Origin of the sequence: Streptomyces sp. NPDC057694 (assembly GCF_042799415.1) — a bacterium.
Taxonomy (GTDB): Bacteria; Actinomycetota; Actinomycetes; order Streptomycetales; family Streptomycetaceae; genus Streptomyces.
The window spans coordinates 129,311-149,743 of the sequence record NZ_JBHVIX010000005.1 but is presented as its reverse complement, the minus strand read 5'-3'; the positions used below and the strand labels follow the sequence as shown (position 1 = coordinate 149,743).

General features: G+C 72.2%; 16 protein-coding genes. 3 read left to right on the top strand and 13 right to left on the bottom strand.

The annotated features are described in order from the left end of the window. Positions 1-119 precede the first annotated feature (119 nt). The 6 genes from ACFVDP_RS15010 to ACFVDP_RS14985 all read right to left on the bottom strand — a co-directional run bounded on the left by ACFVDP_RS15010 (position 120) and on the right by ACFVDP_RS14985 (position 8,111). Positions 120-2,354, bottom strand: a complete 2,235-nt coding sequence (locus ACFVDP_RS15010) for a glycoside hydrolase family 3 N-terminal domain-containing protein (RefSeq protein WP_383488897.1) — start codon at positions 2,352-2,354, stop codon at positions 120-122. Positions 2,355-2,405: 51 nt separating this feature from the next. Beyond that, on the bottom strand, positions 2,406-3,170 hold the full coding sequence (locus tag ACFVDP_RS15005) for a carbohydrate ABC transporter permease (RefSeq protein WP_383489552.1): 765 nt from the start codon (positions 3,168-3,170) through the stop codon (positions 2,406-2,408). Between the two features lie 116 nt (positions 3,171-3,286). Further along, positions 3,287-4,288, bottom strand: a complete 1,002-nt coding sequence (locus ACFVDP_RS15000; protein ID WP_383488894.1) for a carbohydrate ABC transporter permease — start codon at positions 4,286-4,288, stop codon at positions 3,287-3,289. Beyond that, a complete protein-coding gene (locus ACFVDP_RS14995) occupies positions 4,289-5,590 on the bottom strand; it encodes an extracellular solute-binding protein (RefSeq protein WP_383488891.1) in 1,302 nt (433 codons plus the stop codon). Positions 5,591-5,717: 127 nt separating this feature from the next. Then, positions 5,718-6,776 carry a LacI family DNA-binding transcriptional regulator gene (locus tag ACFVDP_RS14990; RefSeq protein WP_383488888.1) on the bottom strand — a complete coding sequence of 353 codons (1,059 nt, stop codon included), beginning with the start codon at positions 6,774-6,776 and terminating at the stop codon, positions 5,718-5,720. A 207-nt stretch (positions 6,777-6,983) separates the two neighbouring features. Then, the gene (locus tag ACFVDP_RS14985; RefSeq protein ID WP_383488885.1) at positions 6,984-8,111 is read right to left on the bottom strand and encodes an agmatine deiminase family protein; all 1,128 of its coding nucleotides are present in this window, start codon (positions 8,109-8,111) and stop codon (positions 6,984-6,986) included. A gap of 115 nt (positions 8,112-8,226) precedes the next feature. Between ACFVDP_RS14985 and ACFVDP_RS14980 the strand changes: the two genes are divergently transcribed. Then, on the top strand, positions 8,227-8,811 hold the full coding sequence (locus ACFVDP_RS14980; RefSeq protein WP_383488882.1) for a TetR/AcrR family transcriptional regulator: 585 nt from the start codon (positions 8,227-8,229) through the stop codon (positions 8,809-8,811). 13 nt (positions 8,812-8,824) lie between these two features. Here the strand turns inward: ACFVDP_RS14980 and ACFVDP_RS14975 are convergent, their stop codons facing one another. Next, on the bottom strand, positions 8,825-11,953 hold the full coding sequence (locus ACFVDP_RS14975; protein ID WP_383488879.1) for a glycoside hydrolase family 2 TIM barrel-domain containing protein: 3,129 nt from the start codon (positions 11,951-11,953) through the stop codon (positions 8,825-8,827). A 111-nt stretch (positions 11,954-12,064) separates the two neighbouring features. Next, positions 12,065-13,042, bottom strand: a complete 978-nt coding sequence (locus ACFVDP_RS14970) for an ankyrin repeat domain-containing protein (protein WP_383488876.1) — start codon at positions 13,040-13,042, stop codon at positions 12,065-12,067. A 194-nt stretch (positions 13,043-13,236) separates the two neighbouring features. On the opposite strand from ACFVDP_RS14970, the gene ACFVDP_RS14965 reads away from it, so the two are divergent. Beyond that, entirely contained in the window at positions 13,237-14,292 is a 1,056-nt protein-coding gene (locus ACFVDP_RS14965; protein WP_383488873.1) for a biotin/lipoate A/B protein ligase family protein, read from the top strand. Between the two features lie 14 nt (positions 14,293-14,306). Here the strand turns inward: ACFVDP_RS14965 and ACFVDP_RS14960 are convergent, their stop codons facing one another. The 4 genes from ACFVDP_RS14960 to ACFVDP_RS14945 form a co-directional block, all read right to left on the bottom strand. Then, positions 14,307-14,729, bottom strand: coding sequence for a PPOX class F420-dependent oxidoreductase (locus tag ACFVDP_RS14960; protein ID WP_383488870.1), 423 nt, complete (start codon positions 14,727-14,729; stop codon positions 14,307-14,309). Positions 14,730-14,786: 57 nt separating this feature from the next. Next, complete coding sequence (locus ACFVDP_RS14955; protein ID WP_383488867.1) at positions 14,787-16,373, bottom strand: MFS transporter; 1,587 nt, start codon at positions 16,371-16,373, stop codon at positions 14,787-14,789. A gap of 181 nt (positions 16,374-16,554) precedes the next feature. Then, on the bottom strand, positions 16,555-17,430 hold the full coding sequence (locus ACFVDP_RS14950; RefSeq protein WP_383488864.1) for a hypothetical protein: 876 nt from the start codon (positions 17,428-17,430) through the stop codon (positions 16,555-16,557). 80 nt (positions 17,431-17,510) lie between these two features. After that, complete coding sequence (locus ACFVDP_RS14945; RefSeq protein WP_383488861.1) at positions 17,511-18,704, bottom strand: damage-control phosphatase ARMT1 family protein; 1,194 nt, start codon at positions 18,702-18,704, stop codon at positions 17,511-17,513. Positions 18,705-18,875: 171 nt separating this feature from the next. Between ACFVDP_RS14945 and ACFVDP_RS14940 the strand changes: the two genes are divergently transcribed. Next, a complete protein-coding gene (locus tag ACFVDP_RS14940; protein WP_383488858.1) occupies positions 18,876-19,730 on the top strand; it encodes an SIS domain-containing protein in 855 nt (284 codons plus the stop codon). 10 nt (positions 19,731-19,740) lie between these two features. Here ACFVDP_RS14940 and ACFVDP_RS14935 read toward each other — a convergent pair whose 3' ends face one another. After that, on the bottom strand, positions 19,741-20,352 hold the full coding sequence (locus ACFVDP_RS14935; protein ID WP_383488855.1) for a helix-turn-helix domain-containing protein: 612 nt from the start codon (positions 20,350-20,352) through the stop codon (positions 19,741-19,743). Positions 20,353-20,433 lie beyond the last annotated feature (81 nt).

Genomic DNA, 20,433 nt, shown 5'->3' with positions numbered 1-20,433 from the left:
CTTTTTCGCGCCCTTTTCCCGCTCCGGGGGGGGTTGTTTTTCTTGGGGGGGGGGGGGGGGGACCCCCCCGCGACCAGCCACGACGGTGGCGCGCCCGCTGAACAGACCTGGTAACCCCGTCACTTGACGCGCATCTCGCACCGCATCCGGCGCTCGTGCCCGACCTCGCGCACCGCACCCGTCAAGGTGAGCGGCACGATGTGATGGACGTGCTCGGCGGAAGCCGCGACGCGCAGTTCCAGGGCGCCGGGTTCGACGGTGCGGCGGCCGTCGGCGCCGGTGTACGCGGCGAGGTCGGCCGGGAAGGTGGCGTGCACCTCGGCGCTCGCCCCGGCGTCGAGCGGCACCCGGGCGTAGCCGACGAGCCGGACCTCGGGGCGGGCCACGGTGCCGACGGGGTCGTGCAGGTAGAGCTGGACGATCTCGGTGCCGGGCCGGTCGCCGGTGTTGTGGACGGTGAGGCGCAGTGTCGTCTCGCCGTCGGTGGCGAGTTCGGGGCTGTCGCAGTGCGGGGCGTCCCAGCGGAACGTCGTGTACGACAGGCCGTGCCCGAAGGGGTGCAGCGGTGTCGGGTCCACGTTGCTGGGGTCGCCGTGGCGGCCGAGCGGCGGTGCCAGGTACGGGGCGGGCTGGCCGCCGGGACGGCGCGGTACGCCGACGGGGAGCCGTCCGGACGGGTCGACGCGGCCGGACAGGACTCCGGCGACGGCGGCGCCGCCCTCCTGGCCGGGGAAGAACGCCTGGACGACGGCGGCGGCCCGGTCGGCCCAGCGGCCGAGGGCGTAGGGCCGGCCGCTGAGCACGACGACGACGGTGGGCGTCCCCGAGGCGAGCGCGTCGTCGAGTATCCCGCCCTGTCCGTAGGGGAGTTCGAGGTCGGCCGCGTCGCAGCCCTCCCCCGACGAGCCGCGCCCGAAGAGGCCCGAGCGGTCGCCGACCACGGCGAGGCAGATGTCCGCGTCCGCCGGGTCGGTGACGAACACGGCGTCGGGCAGTTCCGCGCGCAGCGCCTCGGCGAGGGTCGGCACCTCGACGCCCGGGGGGAGTTCGGGATGGTTGACGCCGACGTGCCGGGGGAACGTGTAGCAGCCGAGCATCGCCGCCTGCTCGTCCGCGAGCGGGCCGACGACGGCGAGGCGCGGGGCGGTGGGCAGCGGCAGGATCCCGGTGTCGTTGGCGAGCAGGACCACCGATTCCTCGGCGAGGCGCCGGGCCAGGTCCCGCATGTGCGGCGGGTTCAGGTCGACGGGGGTGTCGCCGGTGACCGGTTCCCAGTCCGGGTCGAGCAGCCCGAGTTCGCACTTCTGGGTCAGGACGCGCAGCGCCGCCCGGTCCAGGAGCGCGTCGGCGGGCCGGTCGGTGACGTCGACGCAGCGGCCGGCCGGCAGTTCCACGTCGACACCGGCCGTGAGGGCGAGCCGGGCGGCGTCCGTCGCGGACTCCGCGATCCGGTGGGCGGATTCCAGGAACGACAGGCCGAAGTAGTCGGAGACGACGGTGCCGGTGAACTGCCATGTATCGCGAAGCAGTTGGGTGAGCAGTGCGGTGTTGGCGTGTCCCGGGACACCGTCGATGTCGTTGTAGGCGGGCATCACGGACCGGGCGCCGCCGTCGCGGACCGCCATCTCGAACGGCGGCAGCAGCACGTCGGCGAGTTCGCGGGGCCCGACCGAGGCGGGCGCGTGGTTGCGGGCGGCGCGGGAGGCCGAGTAGGCGGCGAAGTGCTTCAGGGTCGCGACGATGCCGGCGGCCTCCAGACCGCGGACGTAGGCGGTGCCGATGGTGCCGACGAGGTACGGGTCCTCGCCGATGGACTCCTCGGTGCGGCCCCAGCGCGGATCCCGTACGACGTCGAGGACGGGCGCGAGTCCCTGGTGGATGCCGACCGCGCGCATCGACGTACCGATCGCCTGGGCCATGTCGGTGACGAGGGCCGGGTCGAAGGTGGCGCCCCAGGCCAGCGGCGTCGGGAAGACGGTGGCCTGCCAGGCGGTGAATCCGGTGAGGCACTCCTCGTGGGCGAGTGCGGGCAGGGCGAAGCGGTTGCCCGCCCGGATCGTGCGCTGGAGGGCGGCGAGGCGGGCGGCGCCCTCGCCCGGTTCGACGGGCACGGTGCCGAAGGGGCGGGTCAGGTGCCCGAGCCCGTACGGCAGCAGGCCGTCGAGGGCGGCGCTGCGGTCCGCGTAGGCGTGCTGTCCCGGTGCGACCTCGACGGCGCCGCTGTCGGTGTCGGGTTCGGTGCCGAGCCACACGCTGGACAGCTGGGCGGCCTTCTCCTCGGGGGTCATCCGGGCGAGCAGGTCCGCCGCCCGGACGTGGGCGGGCAGTGCGGTGTCCTGCCAGGGCTCGGCCATGGAACTCCTCAGGTACGGGATGTGCGGGGGACGGCGGCTCGTCGGCGCGGGTCAGCCCTTGGTCGCGCCCATCGTGATGCCGCCGATCAGCTGCCGTTCGGCGACCGCGTAGAAGGCGAGTGCGGGCACCATGGACAGGACGAGGTACGCGAAGACGCGGGCGGTGTCGGCCGAGTACTGGCCCTGGAACTGCTGGACTCCGACGGGGATCGTCCACCAGGTGGGTTCGCTGAACACCAGCAGCGGCAGCAGGAAGTTGTTCCAGCTGGTCACGACGGCCAGGACGGAGACGGTGCCGAGCGCGGGCCGGGCCATCGGCAGCAGGATCCGCCAGAAGAAGCCGAAGGCCGAGCAGCCGTCGAGGGTGGCCGCCTCCTCCAGTTCGCCGGGGATCTCCCGGAAGAAGTTGCGCAGGATGACGACGGTCATGGGCAGACCGAACGCGGCCTGCGGCAGGATCACGCCCCACGGGTTGTCGAGCAGGCCGAAGGTGCGCAGCAGGACGAACAGCGGCAGGATCGCGACGGCGAACGGGAACATCAGGCCGACGGTGAACAGCGTGAAGAGGAACTCCCGGCCGCGGAAGGCGAACCGGGCGAGCGAGAAGGCGGCGAGGGCGGCCGCGCCGACCGTCAGGGCGGTCGTGCCGACGGCGATCAGCGTCGACGAGCCGAGGGCCCGCCAGAACGCGCTGTCCTCAAGGATCGACGTGTAGTTGCCGACCACCCACGGCGAGGGCAGGCCGAAGGTGTTCCCGGAGAGCTGGTCGGTGGACTTGAAGCCGGAGACGAGGGCGTAGAGCAGCGGCGTCACCATGACGACGCCGATCACCCACACGGTCACGTACAGCGGGACCGAGCGCAGCCTGCGCCGGCGTGCGGCGGCCCGCGCTGTCACGGTCACGGGGGCGGCCGCCGGTGCGGTCTGTACGGTCATCGGGCACCTCGCATGTTCGTGAGGGCGCCTTCGGTGTCGCGGCGCAGCACATAGCGCTGGTAGATGACCGCGAAGACGAGGCTGATGAGGAACATGACGATGGAGATCGCGCTGGCATAGCCCATCTGGTAGCGCTTGAAGCCGAACTGGAACATGGTGACGGCCATCGTCTCGGAGTGGTGGTCGGGCCCGCCCTGGGTGGCGACCCACACCAGGTCGAAGAGCTGGATCGCGCCGATCACGGACAGGAAGACGCTCATCCTGAGCGTGGGGCCGAGCAGCGGCAGGGTGACGTTGCGGAAGCGCTGCCAGGCGTTCGCGCCGTCGATGCGGGCGGCCTCGGCGAGTTCGGGCGGGATGCCTTGCAGGCCGGCCAGGTAGAGCATCATGTGGAAGCCGAAGTACTTCCAGGTCATGACCAGGAAGAGGGTGGCCATGACGGTGTTCTGGCCGGAGAACCACAGACCGCCCGCCCCGTCGAGGCCGACCGAGCCGAGCACCTTGTCGGCGAGTCCGCTGTCCGGCGCGAAGATCATGCTGAACAGGACGCCGGTGATGACCTCCGACAGCACGTACGGGACGAAGAACAGCATCCGGTAGACGGCGCGGCCGCGCAGCTTCTGGTTGAGGAGCACGGCCATGGCGAGCGCGAACGGCAGTTGCAGGCCGAGCGAGAGGACGACCAGGAGCAGCCCGCGCCACAGGTCGCCGAGGAAGACGGGGTCCTGGAAGAGGCGGGTGAAGTTGTCGAGGCCCGCGAAGTCCGAGGGCGAGCCGAAGCCGCCCCAGTTGAACAGGGAGACGTATGCCGCGTACAGGATCGGGACGATCACGAACACGGCGAAGAGGATCAGGCCGGGGACGGTGAAGAGGAAGGCGGTCAGCCAGTCGCGCGCCCGCCGGGCCAGGGGCCGCCGGTTCCCCTCCTGAGCGGCCTGCGGCTCCTTGGTCACGGCGGGGCGCTGGTCCTCGGTGTGGGTGGAGGAAGTCATCGTCATCTACTGGCTCTTGGCGACCTGGGTGATGGAACGGGCCACCTGCTCGGGGGACTTGGAGCCCGCGAGGAGCGCGGCCACCGAGTCGTTGACCTCCTGGCCGACGGCGGGCGGGTAGGCCTGGTCGAGGTAGAGCTGGAAGCCGGTCGACTTGTTGAGCAGGTCGAGTACGGCCTTGAGGTTGGGGTCGTCGAGCGCGTCCTGGGCGGCCTTGTTCACCGGGAGCACCCCGCCCTTGACCTCCTTGCGGTTGGCCTCGGCGCCGACGAAGAACTTGAGGAACTCGACGGCCTCCTTGGGTCCGCCCTTGCGCACCGCGTAACCGCCGCCTCCGCCGAACACGTCGGTGGACTTGCCCGGGCCGCCGTCGACGGCGGGGAACGGGAAGAAGCCGAGGTCGTCGCCGAGGCCCTTGCCCTGGGCCGCCTCCTCGCGGGGCGCCCACTGGCCCATCAGCTCCATCGCCGCCTTGGCGTTGCCCATGGTGGCGGCCTGTCCGGTGGGCCCGGAGTACGCGGCGCCGAGGAAGCCCTTCTGGAACGGGGCGAGGTCGGCGAGCTCCTTGAGGTGCTCGCCCGCCTTGACGAACGCGTCGCCGGTGAAGTCCTTGGCGTCGGCGGCCTTCTGCATGCCGTCGATGCCCGCGATGCGGATCGCCAGGTACGCCCAGTAGTACATCCCGGGCCACTTCTCCTTGCCGCCGAGGGCGATCGGCGTGATCCCGGCGGACTTGAGCTTCTTGACCGCGTCGAGGAGCTCGGACCAAGTGGCCGGCGGAGCCTGGATCTTCGCCTTCTCGAAGAGCGCCTTGTTGTACCAGAAGCCGACGGCGCCGATGTCGTTCGGAACGGCGTAGGTCCTGCCGTCGAACTCATAGGCCTCGCGGGACGCGGGCACCAGCTCGTCGATCCAGTCCTTGACCTGGTCGGTGATGTCCTCGACAAGACCGGCGTCCACCTGCTGCTTCAGCACGCCGCCGCCCCAGGTGTTGTACAGGTCGGGCAGCTTGCCCGAACCCGTCAGGGCGGTCATCTTCGACTTGAACGCGTCGTTCTCCAGCGCCACGATCTTGACCCGGATGTCCGGGTGCGCCTTCTCGAACGCCTTGGCCTGCTCGGCCCACAGGCTCTTGCCGGGTTCGCTCGTCTGGATGTGCCACCACTCGAAGACGGTCCTGCCCTTGCTGTCCGTGCTGCCGGAGTCGGATCCGCCGCAGGCCGTGAGCACCGCGGTGCCCAGACCGGCGACGGAGACCGCACCGAGGAAGCGGCGGCGGGAGAAACGAGAGACATCCGAGGCTGGCATGGCACACCTTCCGGAAGTGATCCGAAAATTATCGGGAGATGGCCACGGAAGTTACGGGCATGCGACGGGGGTGTCAACGCCCTTAACAAAACGGGTTGTTGACACCCCCGGTGGCGGGATCCGCGACTCAGGCCGTGCGCGGCACCGCCGTACTGGCCCTGACCACGAGTTCCGTCGCCAGCTCCACGCGCGGCGCGGCGGGTGCGACGGAGCGCGCCAGATCGAGCACGGCGCGGGCGGCCAACTTCCCCATGTCGGACAGGGGTTGGCGGACCGTCGTCAGCGGCGGCGAGGACCAGCGGACCTCCGGCAGGTCGTCGAAGCCGACGACGCTCATGTCCTCGGGCACCCGCAGACCGCGCCGGCGCAGCGCCTCGATCGCGCCGAGCGCCATCTGGTCGCTGGAGGCGAAGACCGCGGTCGGCGGTGTGGGGAGATCGAGCAGGTGGTCGGCGCCGGTGAAGCCGGACTCGTGGTAGAAGTCGCCGGGCACGATCAGGTCGTCGTCGACCGGTACGCCCGCCACGTCGAGCGCGGCGCGATAGCCGTCGAGGCGGGCCCGCGAGCACAGCAGCCGGGGCGGTCCCGCGATGAAGCCGATCCTGCGGTGCCCGAGCGCCAGCAGGTGCTCGGTCGCGGACATGCCGCCCGCCCAGTTGGTCGCGCCGACCGTCGGCATCTCCGAGGTGGGCGAGCCGGCCGGGTCGATCACCACCAACGGCACGCCCAGGCGCCGCAGTTCGTCGTGCAGGCCCGGTTCGAGGACGGACGTCACGAGGATCACGCCGTCCGAGGCGCGGGCCCGCAGATTGGTCATCCACTGGTGCGCGTCGCCCGCCCGGTCGTGGATCGCGGAGACGACGGTGCCGACACCCTGCTCGTGCGCGACCTCCTCCACACCCCGGATGATCTCGACGGCCCAGGGACTGTCCAGGTCGTTGAAGACCAGGTCGAGCAGGGCGGCGCGGTCGCCGGGCGCGCCCGGGCGGCGCCGGTAGCCGTGCCGGTGCAGCAGGTCCTCGACGCGGGCCCGGGTGGCGGGCGAGACGTCGGAGCGTCCGTTCACCACACGGGAGACGGTGGGCACGGACACCCCGGCCTCCCGTGCGATATCGGTGATCGTCACCTTGGCCGGCCCGTCCGGGCGCTGCGTGACTGTCCTGCGCTGGGCGCCTTCCCCGGCCACGTTCCCCACCTCCGTCGACAACTCCGCCCGAAAAATATCCGGACGCCTTTCGGAAAACCGTAGGACATGCCACCGCGGTCCGCTGGTCAAGCCCTCGGCCAACTCCCCAGCGTGTGACACCCATTGACAGCCATGGGAAGCGGCTCTAGGTTGCGTCGACGTTACCGGAATACTCGTGGAAGTTATCGGTCCCGCTTTGCCCTCACGTCACACGCCCTGGGCGCGCGGCAACTGCTGCGTCGAGCAGTGGATGCCCCCGCCGCCCTCGCCGAGCGTGTCGACGGAGACCTGTACGATCTCGCGGCCCGGGTACAGGTCGCGCACGATGGCTGCGGCGTCCCGGTCGGCACGCCGGTCGCCGAAGCGCGGCATGACGACGCCGCCGTTGACCACGTAGTAGTTGACGTAACTGGCCAGGAAGTCCGCGCCGCGGCGGCCGATGTCGACGGGCTCGGGCAGCGCGACGATCTCCAGGCGCTTGCCGCGCGCGTCGGTCGCGGCGCCGATGACCCGGTGGGCCTGGTCGTAGGCGCGGGTCCACACGTCGTCCGGTGCCTGCGCGTCCGGGGTGCTCATCACCACGACGCCGGGCTCTGCGAACCGGGCCAGGGCGTCGATGTGGTAGTCGGTGATGTCCTGCCCCTTGACGCCCTTCACCCAGATCACCTCGGTGACGCCGAACAGCTTCTTCAGCGCGGCCTCGATGTCGTCGCGGGACCTGCCGGGGTTCCGGTTGGCGTTGACCAGGGAGCTCTCGGTCGCCATCAGCGTGCCCGCGCCGTCGGTCTCGATCGAGCCGCCCTCCCCCACGACGGGCGCCACGATCCTGGGCAGTTCCTCGTCGGCGAGGATCCGTGCGGCGACCTTGCTGTCGCGCCCGTGGGTCTGCTTCTTCCCCCAGCCGTTGAAGCGCAGGTCGACGCCGGCCGTGCGCCGGCCGCGGTCGCCGAGGACGAACGTGGGCCCGGTGTCACGCACCCACAGGTCGTCGACCGGCGTCGGCACGACCTCCACGCCCGAGCCGCACGCCTTCCGGGCGGCCGTGACATCTTCGTCGTTGGCCAGGAGCGCCACCGGCTCGAACGCGGCGACGGCCCGCGCGATCCCCGCGATGTCGGCGCGCACGCCGTCGATGTCGGAGCCCCAGATCCGCCGGGTGGGCCAGGACATGTAGGTCGCGTGGTGCGGGTGCGCCTCGTCGGGCATCCGCCACCGCTCGCCGCCCGCGGCCGAGGCCTGCGCGGCGCCGCGCGACGTGCAGGCGCCGAGCGCGCCCGCGAGTGCGGCGCCCACGGCCGCCCCCGTCGCGGCCCGCAGCGACTGCCTCCTGGACATGCGCACCATCATCCTCCAGCATTCCTGACTGAAATTTCAGTCAGGACGATCGTAAGGCATGATCTGAACGGACCCGAAGCGGTCAGCAGCGCGTCATGAACAGGAGCCCCTCGCGATGTCCGACAAGCCCACCCGGATCCTCCAGGCGGCCGCCCGGCTGATCGCCCGGCGCGGTGTGCGCGGTCTGCGGGTGGAGCGGGTCGCGGCCGAGGCCAAGGTCTCCACCGCGCTGATCTACTACCACTACTCCGACCGCACGGGGCTGCTGCGCCGGACGCTGGAGTTCATCAACGAACGGGCCGTCCACTACACCGACGCGGCTTTCGACGCCGACGCCGATCCCCTGGCCCAGCTCTCGCAGATGCTGCGTCTGGAGCTCCAGGACGACGCGGAGGTGCGGGAGAACAGCGCCGCGTGGGGCGAGCTGCGCGCCACCGCCGTCTTCGACGCCGAGCTGCGTGAACAGCTCGCCGCCGCGACCGCCCGCTGGGTGGCGGACCTGGCCGGCCTGATCGACGGGGCGAAGGCGGCCGGCCAGGTCGCCACCGGCATCGACTCCGCGGCGGCGGCGGAACGGCTCACCGCACAGGTGGAGGGCCTGAGCATGCGCTGGCTGTCCGGCTCGACCACGCTGGAGCGCGCGCGGGCCCTCCTCGCACAGGCCGTCGCCCTGGAGCTCGGCACCGGGCGGGCAGGCTAGCGCCCGTCGGGTGTCACGACTCCGCCACGTCGAGGGCGACGATGCCGAGGGCGCCCTCGACGGCTCCCGGATGCCGGCTGGTGAGGCCGAGGCGGATCCGGCGGGTGCGGACCGCGTCGAAGGTGATGACCGTCGGTTCGCCGGAGGCGTTGGCCCAGGCGATGTCGGCGTCGGGCACGGCGACGTACCGCCCGCCGTCCCAGGCGGACACCTCGACCGCCTGGGGCAGGGAGTGCTTGGCGTCGACGGTGAAGGAAACCTCGACGCGGCCGACGGTCCGCTCCTGCTCCCAGGCGACGGACACCCAGTCGGCGGCCCGGGCTCCGTTGAAGGCGGGCAGCAGGGCGGTCGCGGACTTCTGGAAGGCGTTGGACCACTGGGTGGCCGGGTCCCCGTCGAGCATCCCTGCGGGCAGGGTGGTCGTCGCACCCGAGTAACTGGCGTCCGCGAGGGGGTACTTGGGCGCGTCCGGGCCCGGGTCGGGGGCGAACGGTTCGCGCGGGGTCACGGGGCCGCCAGCGGGCCCTGTCACGCGGACGGACACCTTTCCGGTCTTCAGCCCGGCCGCGGCGGCGGTGACGGTGAGGCGGCCCGGCTTCGTGCCGGCCCTGACGATCGCGAGGGCCAGACCGTGGCAGGCGGTGCGGGTGCTGGCCTGGTAGCGCTCGGCGCTCTCCTGCCGGCCGTTGTCGACTCCGGCCAGCAGGCCGCCGGAGACGTCGAACTCCAGCAGGTGCTCGGCGTCGGGCACGACGACGCCCTTGGCGTCCACGACCTCCGCCGTCACGAACACCAGCGACCGGCCGTCGGCGGCGACCGACGCGCGGTCGGTGGTCAGCCGCACCTCGTGCGCTGGCCCGGCGGTGCGCAGCACGTCCGTGGCGACGGCCTTGCCGCCCTTCCGCGCGACGGCCTTCAGCTCACCGGCGGCGAAGGGCACCTTCCACGTCAGGTGCAGCTTGCCCGCGCTGCCGGTCGGCGAGGTGTAGCTGCCCGGGTAGGGGCCGCCGGTGACGGTCTTGTCGTCGCCGGTCGCCTCCGTCGTCTCCAGGTAGGCCCGGCCGTCCTCGGTCTTCTTCGCGTCGAAGGAACGCACGCCCAGCGAGCGGCCGTTGAGGAACAGCTCGACCTCGGCCACGTTCGCGTACGCCCAGACCTCCACCTCCTCCCCCGCCTTGTGGGAGGTCCAGTCCATGGGGAGCAGATGCACCATCGGCTCGGCCACCCACTGGCTGCGGAAGAGGTGGTACATGTCCTTGGGGAAGCCGGCGGTGTCGACCGCGCCGAAGAACGACGCCTTCACCGGGAACACGTCGTACGGGGTGGGCTCGCCGATGTAGTCGATGCCGGACCAGAGGAACTGGCCGGTGAACCAGCGCCGGTCGCGGTCCTTCTTGTGGCCGTACTCGCCGCTCATCGTCCAGGAGGCGAGGTTGTTGTCGTAGGAGGAGGTGGCGCGCCTGCCGGGTGTCTGGTTCTCGCCGGTGTTGAGATGCTGCGGCTCCTCGTACGTGCCCCGGCTCGACGTCTGCGACGACGACTCGGACTCGAAGAGGAACAGGTGCGGGTAGCGGGCGTGCAGCGCGTCGACCGAGGCGGCGGTGTTGTAGTTGAGGCCGAGGCCGTCGAGCAGCCCGAGGATCTGGTCGGCGGGCGAGCCCGCGGCGGGCAGCGAGCGGTACTTGTCGGAGCCGATGACGACCGGCCGCGTCGTGTCGATGGCCTTGATGTCCGCGACGAGGCGCTGCGCGATGGCGATGCCCTCGGTACGGGTGGAGTCGGGGATCTCGTTGCCGATGGACCACATGACGACGGCCGGTGAGTTGCGGGCCGCGCGCACCATCTCGGCGATGTCGTCGTCGCTGTGCGCGTCGAAGAACCGGCCGTAGTCGTAGGTGTTCTTGCCGGTGCGCCAGCAGTCGAACGCCTCGACGAGCATGATGATGCCGAGGTCCTCGCACGCCTCGATCACCTCGGGCGCGGGCGGATTGTGCGAGGTGCGCAGGGCGTTGACGCCCATCGACTTCATGATGCTCAACTGGCGGCGCACCGCGTCCGGGTGGACGGCGGAGCCGAGCGCGCCGAGGTCGTGGTGCAGGTCGACGCCCTTGACCTTGGCGTACGTGCCGTTGAGCGCGAAGCCGTCGGCCGGGTCGAAGGTCGCGTGCCGGACGCCGAAGCGGGTGCGGTAGGTGTCGACGGTGGCGCCGCCCACGCGCAGGTCGGTGACGAGCGTGTAGCGGTGCCCCGGCGTCTCGATGGACCACAACTGCGGTTTTTTCAGGGTGAGTTGATGGTGAGCCGTCTTCGGGTCGCCGCCGGGCGCCACCGCGTCGAGGACGGACTCGGTGCGGGCGACCCGGCGGCCCTTGGCGTCGCGCACGGTGGAGACGACGGTGACGTCCCGGGCCGCGCCCGACGCGTTGACGACGTCCGTGCGGACGTCGACGGTGGCGTACCCCTTCTTGAGGGTGTCCGCCAGGCCGGGGGTGGTCACGGCGGTGCCCCAGCGGGCCACGTGCACCGGCTCGGTCACGACGAGACGGACGCCCCGGTAGATGCCGCTGCCGGAGTACCAGCGGCTGCTGGGCAGCCGGTTGCGGACCAGGACGGCGAGGACGTTGGCGGTCGTGCCGTCCAGGTGCAGCAGATCCGTGATGTCGTGGGCGAAGCCGGTGTACCCGTAGGGGTGGTTGCCGACCCGTTCGCCGTTCACGTACACGTCGGCGTCCATGTAGACGCCGTCGAACTCGACGGAGATCCGCTGCCCCGCACTGCCGCGCGGCACCGTGAACCGCTTGCGGTACCAGCCGAGTCCGCCGGGCAGGAAGCCGGTGCCGCTCGTGGTGTTGTGCGCGGTGGTCGGGGTCTGCTCGATGCTCCAGTCGTGCGGGACGGCGACCGTCCGCCACTTCCCGTCGTCGAACTCCGGCCGCTCCGCGCCGTCGTAGGCGCCGGTCGGGTCGGTGATGCCGTCGAGGCTGACGAGCGCGAACCGCCAGCCGTCCGCGAGGTCGACGGTGCGGCGGCCTGCGACGCCGGTGCGGTCGGCCGTCGCGGCGGAGGCGGCGGGCGCGGCGAGCGCCCCGGCCAGCGGAGTGGCCGCACCGGCGGCCAGCACGGTTCTGCGGGTGACGGACATGGCGGGGCAGCCTCCTCGGAGCGAACACGATTCACCAGAAAGCAACGTGACGCAACAGATTGTCGCGGGTCGCTCACGGGATTCGTCAAGGCTCTTGCAGAACACCGGTGTTCAGCTGTCCGACTGCTTCCGGTTCGCCCGCCAGTAATCACGCGGCGGCAGATGCACCCAGACGTCGGGCGGTCCGACCACGGCGCGGCGGTCGGTGAGGCGCAGTCCCGCGTACGCGCACGAGTAGGCCACCGCGTCGTGTTGATACAGGTAGGCGGTGAACAGCTCCTCGGGGGTGTCCGTCGCGTCCGGTCCGCCGCCCGGGTGCAGGTCCGAGCCCTCGATCCGGCCGTCGCGGGCGATGCTGCCCTGATTGCCGCTCTTGGGATTGGCGTAGAGGCCGTAGCCGACCGTTCCGGCGGTCAGCCGGGTCAGCACGCCGGGCATCTGCGGGGCGTACCCCCAGGGTTGGGTCACCACGCAGCCGCCGGGTACGGACGTGACGCCGACAAGCAGTTCGATCTCCTCGGAGTCGCAGTCGTACGGGTCTTCCAGCACGTCGGCGATCAAGTCGTCGGCGGCGGGCGTCGCTTCGAGGCGGCGGACGGCCTCGGCCGCGTCGATGCCCCGCACGCAGGCCAGCCCCGTGCCCTCGTGGTGGAAGGTGCCGAGCGCCGCCGTGAGCCGCCGGGCCTCCTCGGCCTGCGCGTGCTGCGCGGCCGTGAGGGACTCACCGGCCGGCGCCGCGAACAGGTCCGGGACGGGACCGGCGAGGCTCAGTCTCCCGGGCGACCATCCGCCCCACGACGGGCGCCACGGGTCGGCACCGGCCGCCGCCAGCGCTCGCGCGTTCTCCGACCGTCGGGACATGACGGCTTCCCACAGCGCGGTCACGCCGTCCTCCAGCGCGTCCACGTCCGCGACCCGTCCGGCCAGTTCCGCGACGACCTCCGGGGAGCCGAAGGCCGCCGCACGGTGGAGAGGCCTGCAGCGGCCCCACCGCTCAGGATCCGCCCCCTCGTCGAGCCGCCGCCGGATGTCGTCGTGGTCGCTCCAGTCCCACGCCACCCCGTCCCAGCCCCCACCCGGCACAGCCACTGTCTTCCCCTTGCTTCTCGGCGCGTCCCGCACGGGCGTCCGCACCGTGCGACTCGATCATCGGCGCCGCTCAGTGTGGCCGGGCGCGGCGCTCCCCGGCCACCCGCCGCGCCCGGCCCCTCGTCCCCGGAATGTCCGGCTTCCGGTTAGCGTTGGCCGATATCGGAGAATCCCGCGGTGGAAGGCGGCCCACAGTGCACGGCGAGTACAAGATCCCCGGCGGCAAGCTGGTCGTGGCCGATGTGGAGGAGGCCGACGGCGTCCTGAGCGGGGTGCGGATCGGCGGTGACTTCTTCCTGGAACCCGACGAGGCGCTGCCCGCGATCGACGCCGCGCTGGAGGGCGCCCCCGCCGACGCGGACACGGCGGCGCTGGCCGCGAGGATCGACGCGGCGCTGCCCCCGGGCACGGTCATGCTCGGCCTGACCACCGAGGGCGTCGCCACCGCGGTGCGCCGCGCGCTGGCCCGCGCCACGGACTGGCGGGACTTCGACTGGCAGCTGATCCACGACGCCCCGCAGTCCCCGGTGCTGCACATGGCCCTGGACGAGGTGATGGTGGAGCAGGTCGCGCTCGGGCAGCGCCCGCCGACACTGCGGGTGTGGGAGTGGGACCGCCCCGCGGTGATCATCGGCAGCTTCCAGTCGCTGCGCAACGAGGTGGACCAGGAGGGCGTGGCACGGCACGGGGTCGAGGTGGTGCGCCGGATCTCGGGGGGCGGCGCCATGTTCGCGGAGCCGAGGTCCACGATCACGTACTCGCTGGCCGTACCCGAGTCGCTGGTCTCGGGGCTGTCCTTCCAGGACAGTTACGCCTATCTCGACGACTGGGTGCTCGGCGCGCTCGCCGACATGGGCATCAAGGCCTGGTACCAGCCGCTGAACGACATCGCGACGGACGTCGGCAAGGTCGCGGGCGCCGCCCAGAAGCGGGTGGCCGCCGGGCGGGGAGCGGTGCTGCACCACGTGACCATGTCCTACGACATCGACGCGGACAAGATGGTCGAGGTACTGCGCATCGGCCGCGAGAAGCTCTCCGACAAGGGCACGAAGAGCGCGAAGAAGCGGGTCGACCCCCTGCGCCGGCAGACGGGGCTGCCGCGCGAGGAGGTCATCGCCCGCATGATCGACTCGTTCCGGGGCCGCTACGGGCTGACCGACGGCGCGGTGACCGGAGCCGAACTGGCGCGGGCGGAGGAACTCGTCCGCACGAAGTTCGGTACCCAGGAATGGACCGCACGGGTGCCGTAGGGACGGTCCAGGCCCTAGGTCGAGGCCTGGTCGCTGTCGCGGAACGAGCCCCACCCGTGCCACCGCTCGATCTCCATGACGGCGGTGACCCGGCTGCGCACCCGGTCCGGGTAGGGGCCGCCCGTGTACACCCGGGCGATCCGGTCGATGTCCGCCAGGCCCTCGTCGGGGCGCAGCTCGACCGCGCGCCCGATGAGGCTGAGGTGGGTGTACCAGTCGTCCTTGTCGAGGACGGTGAGGGTGAGCCGCGGGTCCCGGCGCAGATGCTTCAGCCGCACCCGGCCCTCGTCCATGCTGAGCAGGATCCGGCCGTCCTCCCACAGGTACCAGGTCGCGGTGGAGACGGGGGCACCGTCGGAACGCAGCGTGGTGACGGTGGCGGGGTTGGGGCCGCTCAGCATGGTGACGGCCGCTTCGGGAAGCGGGGGCTTGGACACGGTGTCTCCTGTCCTGCGGGGTGATCAAGGTGCACCTCGACCGTAGTCCCCCCGGCCTCAGTGCGCGGCCCTGGACCGTACGCCGATGGTGACGGCGGCGACGGCCGCGGCGAGCAGCATGCCGATACCGCCGACGAGGGCGCAGGTGTGCAGCGCCGCCGTGAAGCTGTCCCCGTACGCGGCGAGGGCGCGGGCGGTGTCCTGCCCCGAGTCGAGGTGGAGGAAGGCGCCCGCCTGGATGCCGACGTCGGAGACCGTGCCGTAGACCTGGCCCTGTCCGGCCCGGTCGAGGCCGGAGTCGGCGAGATGGCCCGGCAGTGTGGACAGGGTGCGCTCGGTGAGGACGACACCGAAGACGGCAGGGCCGAGCGCGCTGCCGATCTGGCGCAGCGCGCTGTTGGCGGCGCCCGCCGTGCTCGCGAGCCGCCCCGGCAGGCTGTCCATCGCGATGGTGGTGATCGGCGCCATGGCGAGCGCGATGCCGACGCCGAGGACGGCGATGACCAGGGCGGCGGTGCCGGTCCCGGTGTCCGCGTGGAACAGGCCGACGCACAGCGCGCCGACGCCGCCGACGACGAGCCCGCACACGAGCAGCAGGCCGGGTGGCGTCGAGCGTCGCATCAGCCGGCCGACGAGCGGCCCGAGGACGACGGTGAAGCCGTTCAGGGCGAGCAGGCGCAGGCCGATGTCCCAGGTCGAGGCGTGGTGCACGAGGCCGAAGTACTCGCTGAGCGCGAAGACGAGACCGACCTGCGCGAAGAGGGTCAGCGCCATGACGAACGCGGCGCCGGAGAACGCCGGCGACGTGAAGAGCCGCATGTCCAGCATCGGGCAGGGCGAGCGGAGTTCGACGACGACGAAGCCGGGCAGGGCGAGCGCCGCGACCACGAACCCGAGGACGGCCCCGGTGGAGCCCCAGCCGGCGCTGCCGCCCTCGATGACGCCGTAGACGAGGGCCGTGACGGCGACGATCGCGAGGAGTTGGCCCGGGATGTCGAGGTGGCGTTCGCGGGTGGAGCGGGACTCGGTGAGGACGAAGGCGCCGGTCACACCCGTGACCACGGCGACGAGCAGGGCGGGCAGGAACATCCAGCGCCAGCTCGCGTGCTCCACGATCAGGCCGTTGATCAGCGGGCCGAGGGTGAGGCCGAGGCCCAGCGCGGCGGTCCACAGGGCGATCGCCGTGGCGCGTTCGCGCGGGGCGGGCCTGGCCCGGCTGATGAGGGCGAGGGTCGACGGGAGCAGGGCGGCGGTGCCGACCCCGGTGAGCGCCTGCCCGGCGCAGACCTGGGCGACGCCGTTCGCGGTGAGACAGACCAGGCAGCCGAGCGCGGAGAGGACGAGTCCGGCCAGGTAGACCTTCTTGCGGCCGTAGAGGTCGCCGATCATCCCGCAGGTCAGGAGGAGCGCGGCGGTCGGCAGGATGAACGCGTCGGTGATCCACTGCAGGCCGACGGTGGACGCGCCGAGCGCCTGCTGGAGCACCGGCAGCGAGGTGGAGACACCGACGACCGGCAGGTAGGAGACGAAGACACCGACGCAGGCGAGCGCGACGGTGGCGGCCGCGCGCCGGGGCGTTGCGGCCCCGGGTATCTCGGCGATCTCGGGGCTTTCTGGCGAGTCGGGTGAAGCGGTGGTCGACATGGCACCTCGAACTGTCCTGGCCAGGCTCCGTCAACTGCCGCCGCACGGCACGATCGGCTCGAATCCTCATTGACGAAAGCCGGTTCCGGTGTGGGAAACCGCTCGGACCGTATCCCGGCGGATGCCCCCTGGAGATGCCCCCGGACCTGCAACCAAAGATGAACGAGCCGGTAGGCGACCCCTACATGCAGCCCACCGGCTCCTTCCGGCCCGGCCAGCGCTCCACGGTTCCGTCGGCGTCGCGCACGTACGCGTGTGACCTGTCCCGGGCCAGCCACAGTTCCCGGCCGTCCTGGCGGTAGCCGGTGTCGACGGCGTCGGCGGGCAGCTCCACGTCCTTCGCGTACGTCGACGACAGGCCGTCGATGTCGGTCAACTTGCCCTCGGGGTCGCGGAGATACTGCCGTCCGCGCGGCCGTCCGTCGTCGCCGCCGTCGAGGGTCACGAACTCCGCCGACTGCCAGTCGCAGTGCTCGGCGCCCATCCAGCTGACGACCTTCGCGGTGGATACGGCCCGGCCCCGCGTGTCCTGCCACACGAAGATCGAGAGCCGGGCCCGCTCGCGGGCCCGGAACTCCGACGGGTCGCAGCTCGCGTGCGTCTCCGCGAACCAGCCGCGCCGGTCCTCGGCCACGATCACGGCCGCCCGGGTGCGGCCGGCGACGTCGTACGAGTACAGGACGCGGTGCCCGGTGCGGGCCTCCGCCCGGTAGCCGCGGTCGGGCATCTCGTCGGACCCGTTGCCCATCTGCCGGGCCAGCGCCTCGGCCGCCGAGTCGGCCCCGTCGTCCCCCGAGCCCTCGTCGTCGACGGACCCCGCGTCATGGGGTTTGCCCCCGCACTCCAGCGCCAGCAGGGCGGCGCCACCGCCCTCCAACGGGCTGTCTTTGCCGTCCTGTTGGGGCGTCTTCGCCTTCAGCGGCCCGCTGTACGGGCTCGCGGGCACCGCCGACGGCTTGTTCACGATCAGTCCGTCGGGCACATCGGTGCCGCACGCCGTGAGCGCCAGCAGCCCGACGACGGCCGGCGCCGCCCGGAGCAGTGCGTTCCGCATCATCCTCGTACCACCCTCCCCGCACGGCGCTCGGTGCGCCGTCCCGCCCTGGGACGCCGGAGGGAGGGGGAACGTTCAGTCGTTCACGGGCGGACCTGGATCACGGCGTGCGTTCCTGCGGTGCGCCATGCGCCGTCCGGGGCCGACGCGTCGAGCGCCCGCTCCGTGCCCGCGTCGAGGCCCACGATCACCTGTGATTTCAGGGTGCGCAGCGCGGCCACCGGGCCGGGGAAGTACGCGGTGCGTTCGGCGAACGGTGTGGTCGCGGGCCAGAGCCGGTCGCCCACCAGGCGGCGGTAGTTGAGGTCGCCCTTGAGGAGCGTGACCGTGGCGTCGGCGAAGTCCGCGCGCAGGTCGTCGGGCATGTCCGCGTACGGCAGCGGCGCGCAGGAGAACGGGTGGGCGCGCACCTCGAGGACGCCGTCGCTCATCGCCGCCCAGAGCCGGGTGCCCGCCGCGTGCGCCGCGCCGTGGGCCTCGGAGGCGGTCAGATGCCGCAGCGCGTCGAGCACATCGGCGGTCGTGGCGTCGGAGACGTAGTACGGGTGCGGCTTGACGTGCAGCACCACGCGGGCCGCGCGGCCGTGGCGCAGCAGATGGTCAGCGAGGAGGAGGTCGGGGACGAGTTCGCGGCCCGCGTTGTCGGCGACCAGGTACACCGTGCTCGGCGTCCCCGCGGGCAGCAGCCGCCACAGGGCGTCGGAGTCGTCCACGAGCACGGGCGACCCGGTCCCGCCTTCCTGGGCCTTGTCGGCCCCCATTTGGAAGCCGAGGTCGGCGCGGTTGCCCCACAGGGAGCCGTGCAGCAGCGCCGCCGCCTGTTCGTCGGCGGGCCGGGCGGCGATCCGGTCGAGGGCGGCACGCTCCTCGTCGGCCTCGGCGGTGTGCAGTTCGGCCAGCTTGAAGGGCCGGAACGGGTCGACGCCCTGCCACGGGCCCGGGCCGAACCAGCCGACGGCGTCGAGGAGTTTGCGGTAGAAGAAGCTCTCGGCCCACAGGAACGGCGCGTCGAGCCAGGACTCTCCGATGTGCTCGGCCGCGCCCCAGGCGTCCCAGCGCGCACGGTCCGGCGCGTCGGCGGCGAGGGGTTCGATCACGCCCTGGGTGCTCTCGCGCAGCAGTGCGTCGAGGGCCCGGCGCTGCCCGGGCCCGTACGGGAAGGCGTCGAGTACCCGTCGGACCAGCGCCGGGTGCCGGTCGAGAAACACGCTGCGCGGGAAGGAGCCGGGCTCGTCGCTCACGATGACGGGGGCGTCGGGGGCGGGATCGGACAGCATGCGGCCTCGTCGTACGTCGTCCTGCTGCGGGCGGTGGAACGCCGATGCTACGTGCGTCGGTCCGCATCGGGCCGGACCGGGCCCGCGACGGACGCGCCGGGTCGCGTCGAGTACCGTCCTGGGAGAGAACGCGCAGGTGAGTGAGTTGCGCTGAACAGCCCGGGGGGGGCCATGAACAGGAACAGTGACCGCGACACACCGTCGGCGGACCACGGGGTCGAGGGGCAGCCCGACTGCTGGACGCGCGCCGCCGAACTGGCCGTGCGGCACCGGGAGGTGCTGCCCCGGCGCGGTGAGCGGGTGGCCGTGATCGGGTCCGGGGCGTCGTATGCGATGGCCCAGGCGTACGCGGCGCTGCGCGAGGCGGAGGGGCACGGCGAGACGGACGCGTTCAGCACGTCGGCGTTCCTGTACGGCCGCGAGTACGACCGCATCGTGGCCCTCACCCGCACCGGTACGGCGCCGGTGATGCAGCGGCTGCTCGGCAAGGTGCACGACAGCGTGCCCAGCGTCGCCCTCACCGCGTCGCCCGACGCGCCGGGCATCGCCGATCACACGCTGCGCCTGGACTTCGCCGACGAGCCCGCGGAGGCGATCGCCACCCTCTTCCCCACCACCGTGCTGGCGCTGCTCCGCGCGCACCTGGGCGAGAACCTGGACGACGCCACCGACGACGCGTACGAGGCCATGGAGGAGTCGCTGCCCCAAGTGCTGCTCGGGGCGCGGCAGTTCACGTTCCTCGGGTCGGGCTGGACCTATGGCATAGCGGAGGCGGCGGCGCAGCTGATGCGGGACAACGCGGGCACCTGGGCGCAGGCCTATCAGGAGCCCGAGTACCGTCCGCGGCCCGCCGGACCGGGGCAGCAGGGGGAGGTGACGTGGGTGTTCGGCGACGTGCCCGAGCGGCTCGCCCAGGCGGTGCGCGAGGCCGGCGGCACGCTGGTGTCGTCCGCCCGTGACCCGCTGGCCGATCTGGTGCGGGTGCAGCGGCTCGCGGTCGCCGGGCCGACGCGGCCCGCGACGTGAGCCGGCGGAGTCAGCTCATCGGGTAGCCGACGATGCTGTGGGTGACGGCCGGGACGTCGTGGGTCGAGTAGAAGTGGCCGACGCGGGCGTCGAAGCGGGCGCTGTCCCCCGCCTCCAACTGGTGGCGTACGTCGTCGACGACCAGGTCCACGCGGCCGGACACCACCATCACGTACTCCACGGATCCTGCGCCGTGCGAGCTGAGCTGGCTCTGCGAGTGCGGGTGCAGCCGGGAGCGGTAGATCTCGGTGCGGCCGTGGCCGGGGGTCGCGAACAGCAGGTTCACGCTCGTCTCGCCGTCCGGCTCGTCGAGTTCACCGGCGCGCACGATGTGCGGGGGCAGCAGGGAGCGCCGCAGCAGCTCCGCCGGGTCGGTGCCGAGCGCGGACGCGACGCGGTGGAGCACGTCGAGCGTCGGATTGGCCTCGGCGCGCTCGATCTGGGAGAGCAGCCCCTTGCTGACGCCGGTCGCGGCCGACAGCTCGCGCAGGCTCCAACCACCGGCGAGGCGGCGCCTGTTGAGGTTCACCGACAGGGCGTCCCGCGCGACGTCGGGCGCGACGGCCGACGGGGTACCCGCCGCCTGGGCGGGTACGGCGGGTGTCGTGGGAACCGTGGGCACCGTTTCTCCTCGGCAGCTGGCCTGCACGCCCGGGGCCGTACAGGGGACTTGTGCTGGTCAGCGCCAGTCTAGGCGGTCTGT

Bases quoted from the DNA above. Each gene is read 5' to 3' on its own strand.
- ACFVDP_RS14950 (WP_383488864.1), bottom strand. From the start codon at position 17,430: ATGATGCGGAACGCACTGCTCCGGGCGGCGCCGGCCGTCGTCGGGCTG.
- ACFVDP_RS14980 (WP_383488882.1), top strand. From the start codon at position 8,227: ATGTCCGACAAGCCCACCCGGATCCTCCAGGCGGCCGCCCGGCTGATC.
- ACFVDP_RS14940 (WP_383488858.1), top strand. From the start codon at position 18,876: ATGAACAGGAACAGTGACCGCGACACACCGTCGGCGGACCACGGGGTC.
- ACFVDP_RS14985 (WP_383488885.1), bottom strand. From the start codon at position 8,111: ATGTCCAGGAGGCAGTCGCTGCGGGCCGCGACGGGGGCGGCCGTGGGC.
- ACFVDP_RS14945 (WP_383488861.1), bottom strand. From the start codon at position 18,704: ATGCTGTCCGATCCCGCCCCCGACGCCCCCGTCATCGTGAGCGACGAG.
- ACFVDP_RS14995 (WP_383488891.1), bottom strand. From the start codon at position 5,590: ATGCCAGCCTCGGATGTCTCTCGTTTCTCCCGCCGCCGCTTCCTCGGT.
- ACFVDP_RS15005 (WP_383489552.1), bottom strand. From the start codon at position 3,170: ATGGTGACGCCGCTGCTCTACGCCCTCGTCTCCGGCTTCAAGTCCACC.
- ACFVDP_RS15000 (WP_383488894.1), bottom strand. From the start codon at position 4,288: ATGACGATGACTTCCTCCACCCACACCGAGGACCAGCGCCCCGCCGTG.
- ACFVDP_RS14955 (WP_383488867.1), bottom strand. From the start codon at position 16,373: ATGTCGACCACCGCTTCACCCGACTCGCCAGAAAGCCCCGAGATCGCC.
- ACFVDP_RS15010 (WP_383488897.1), bottom strand. From the start codon at position 2,354: ATGGCCGAGCCCTGGCAGGACACCGCACTGCCCGCCCACGTCCGGGCG.
- ACFVDP_RS14975 (WP_383488879.1), bottom strand. From the start codon at position 11,953: ATGTCCGTCACCCGCAGAACCGTGCTGGCCGCCGGTGCGGCCACTCCG.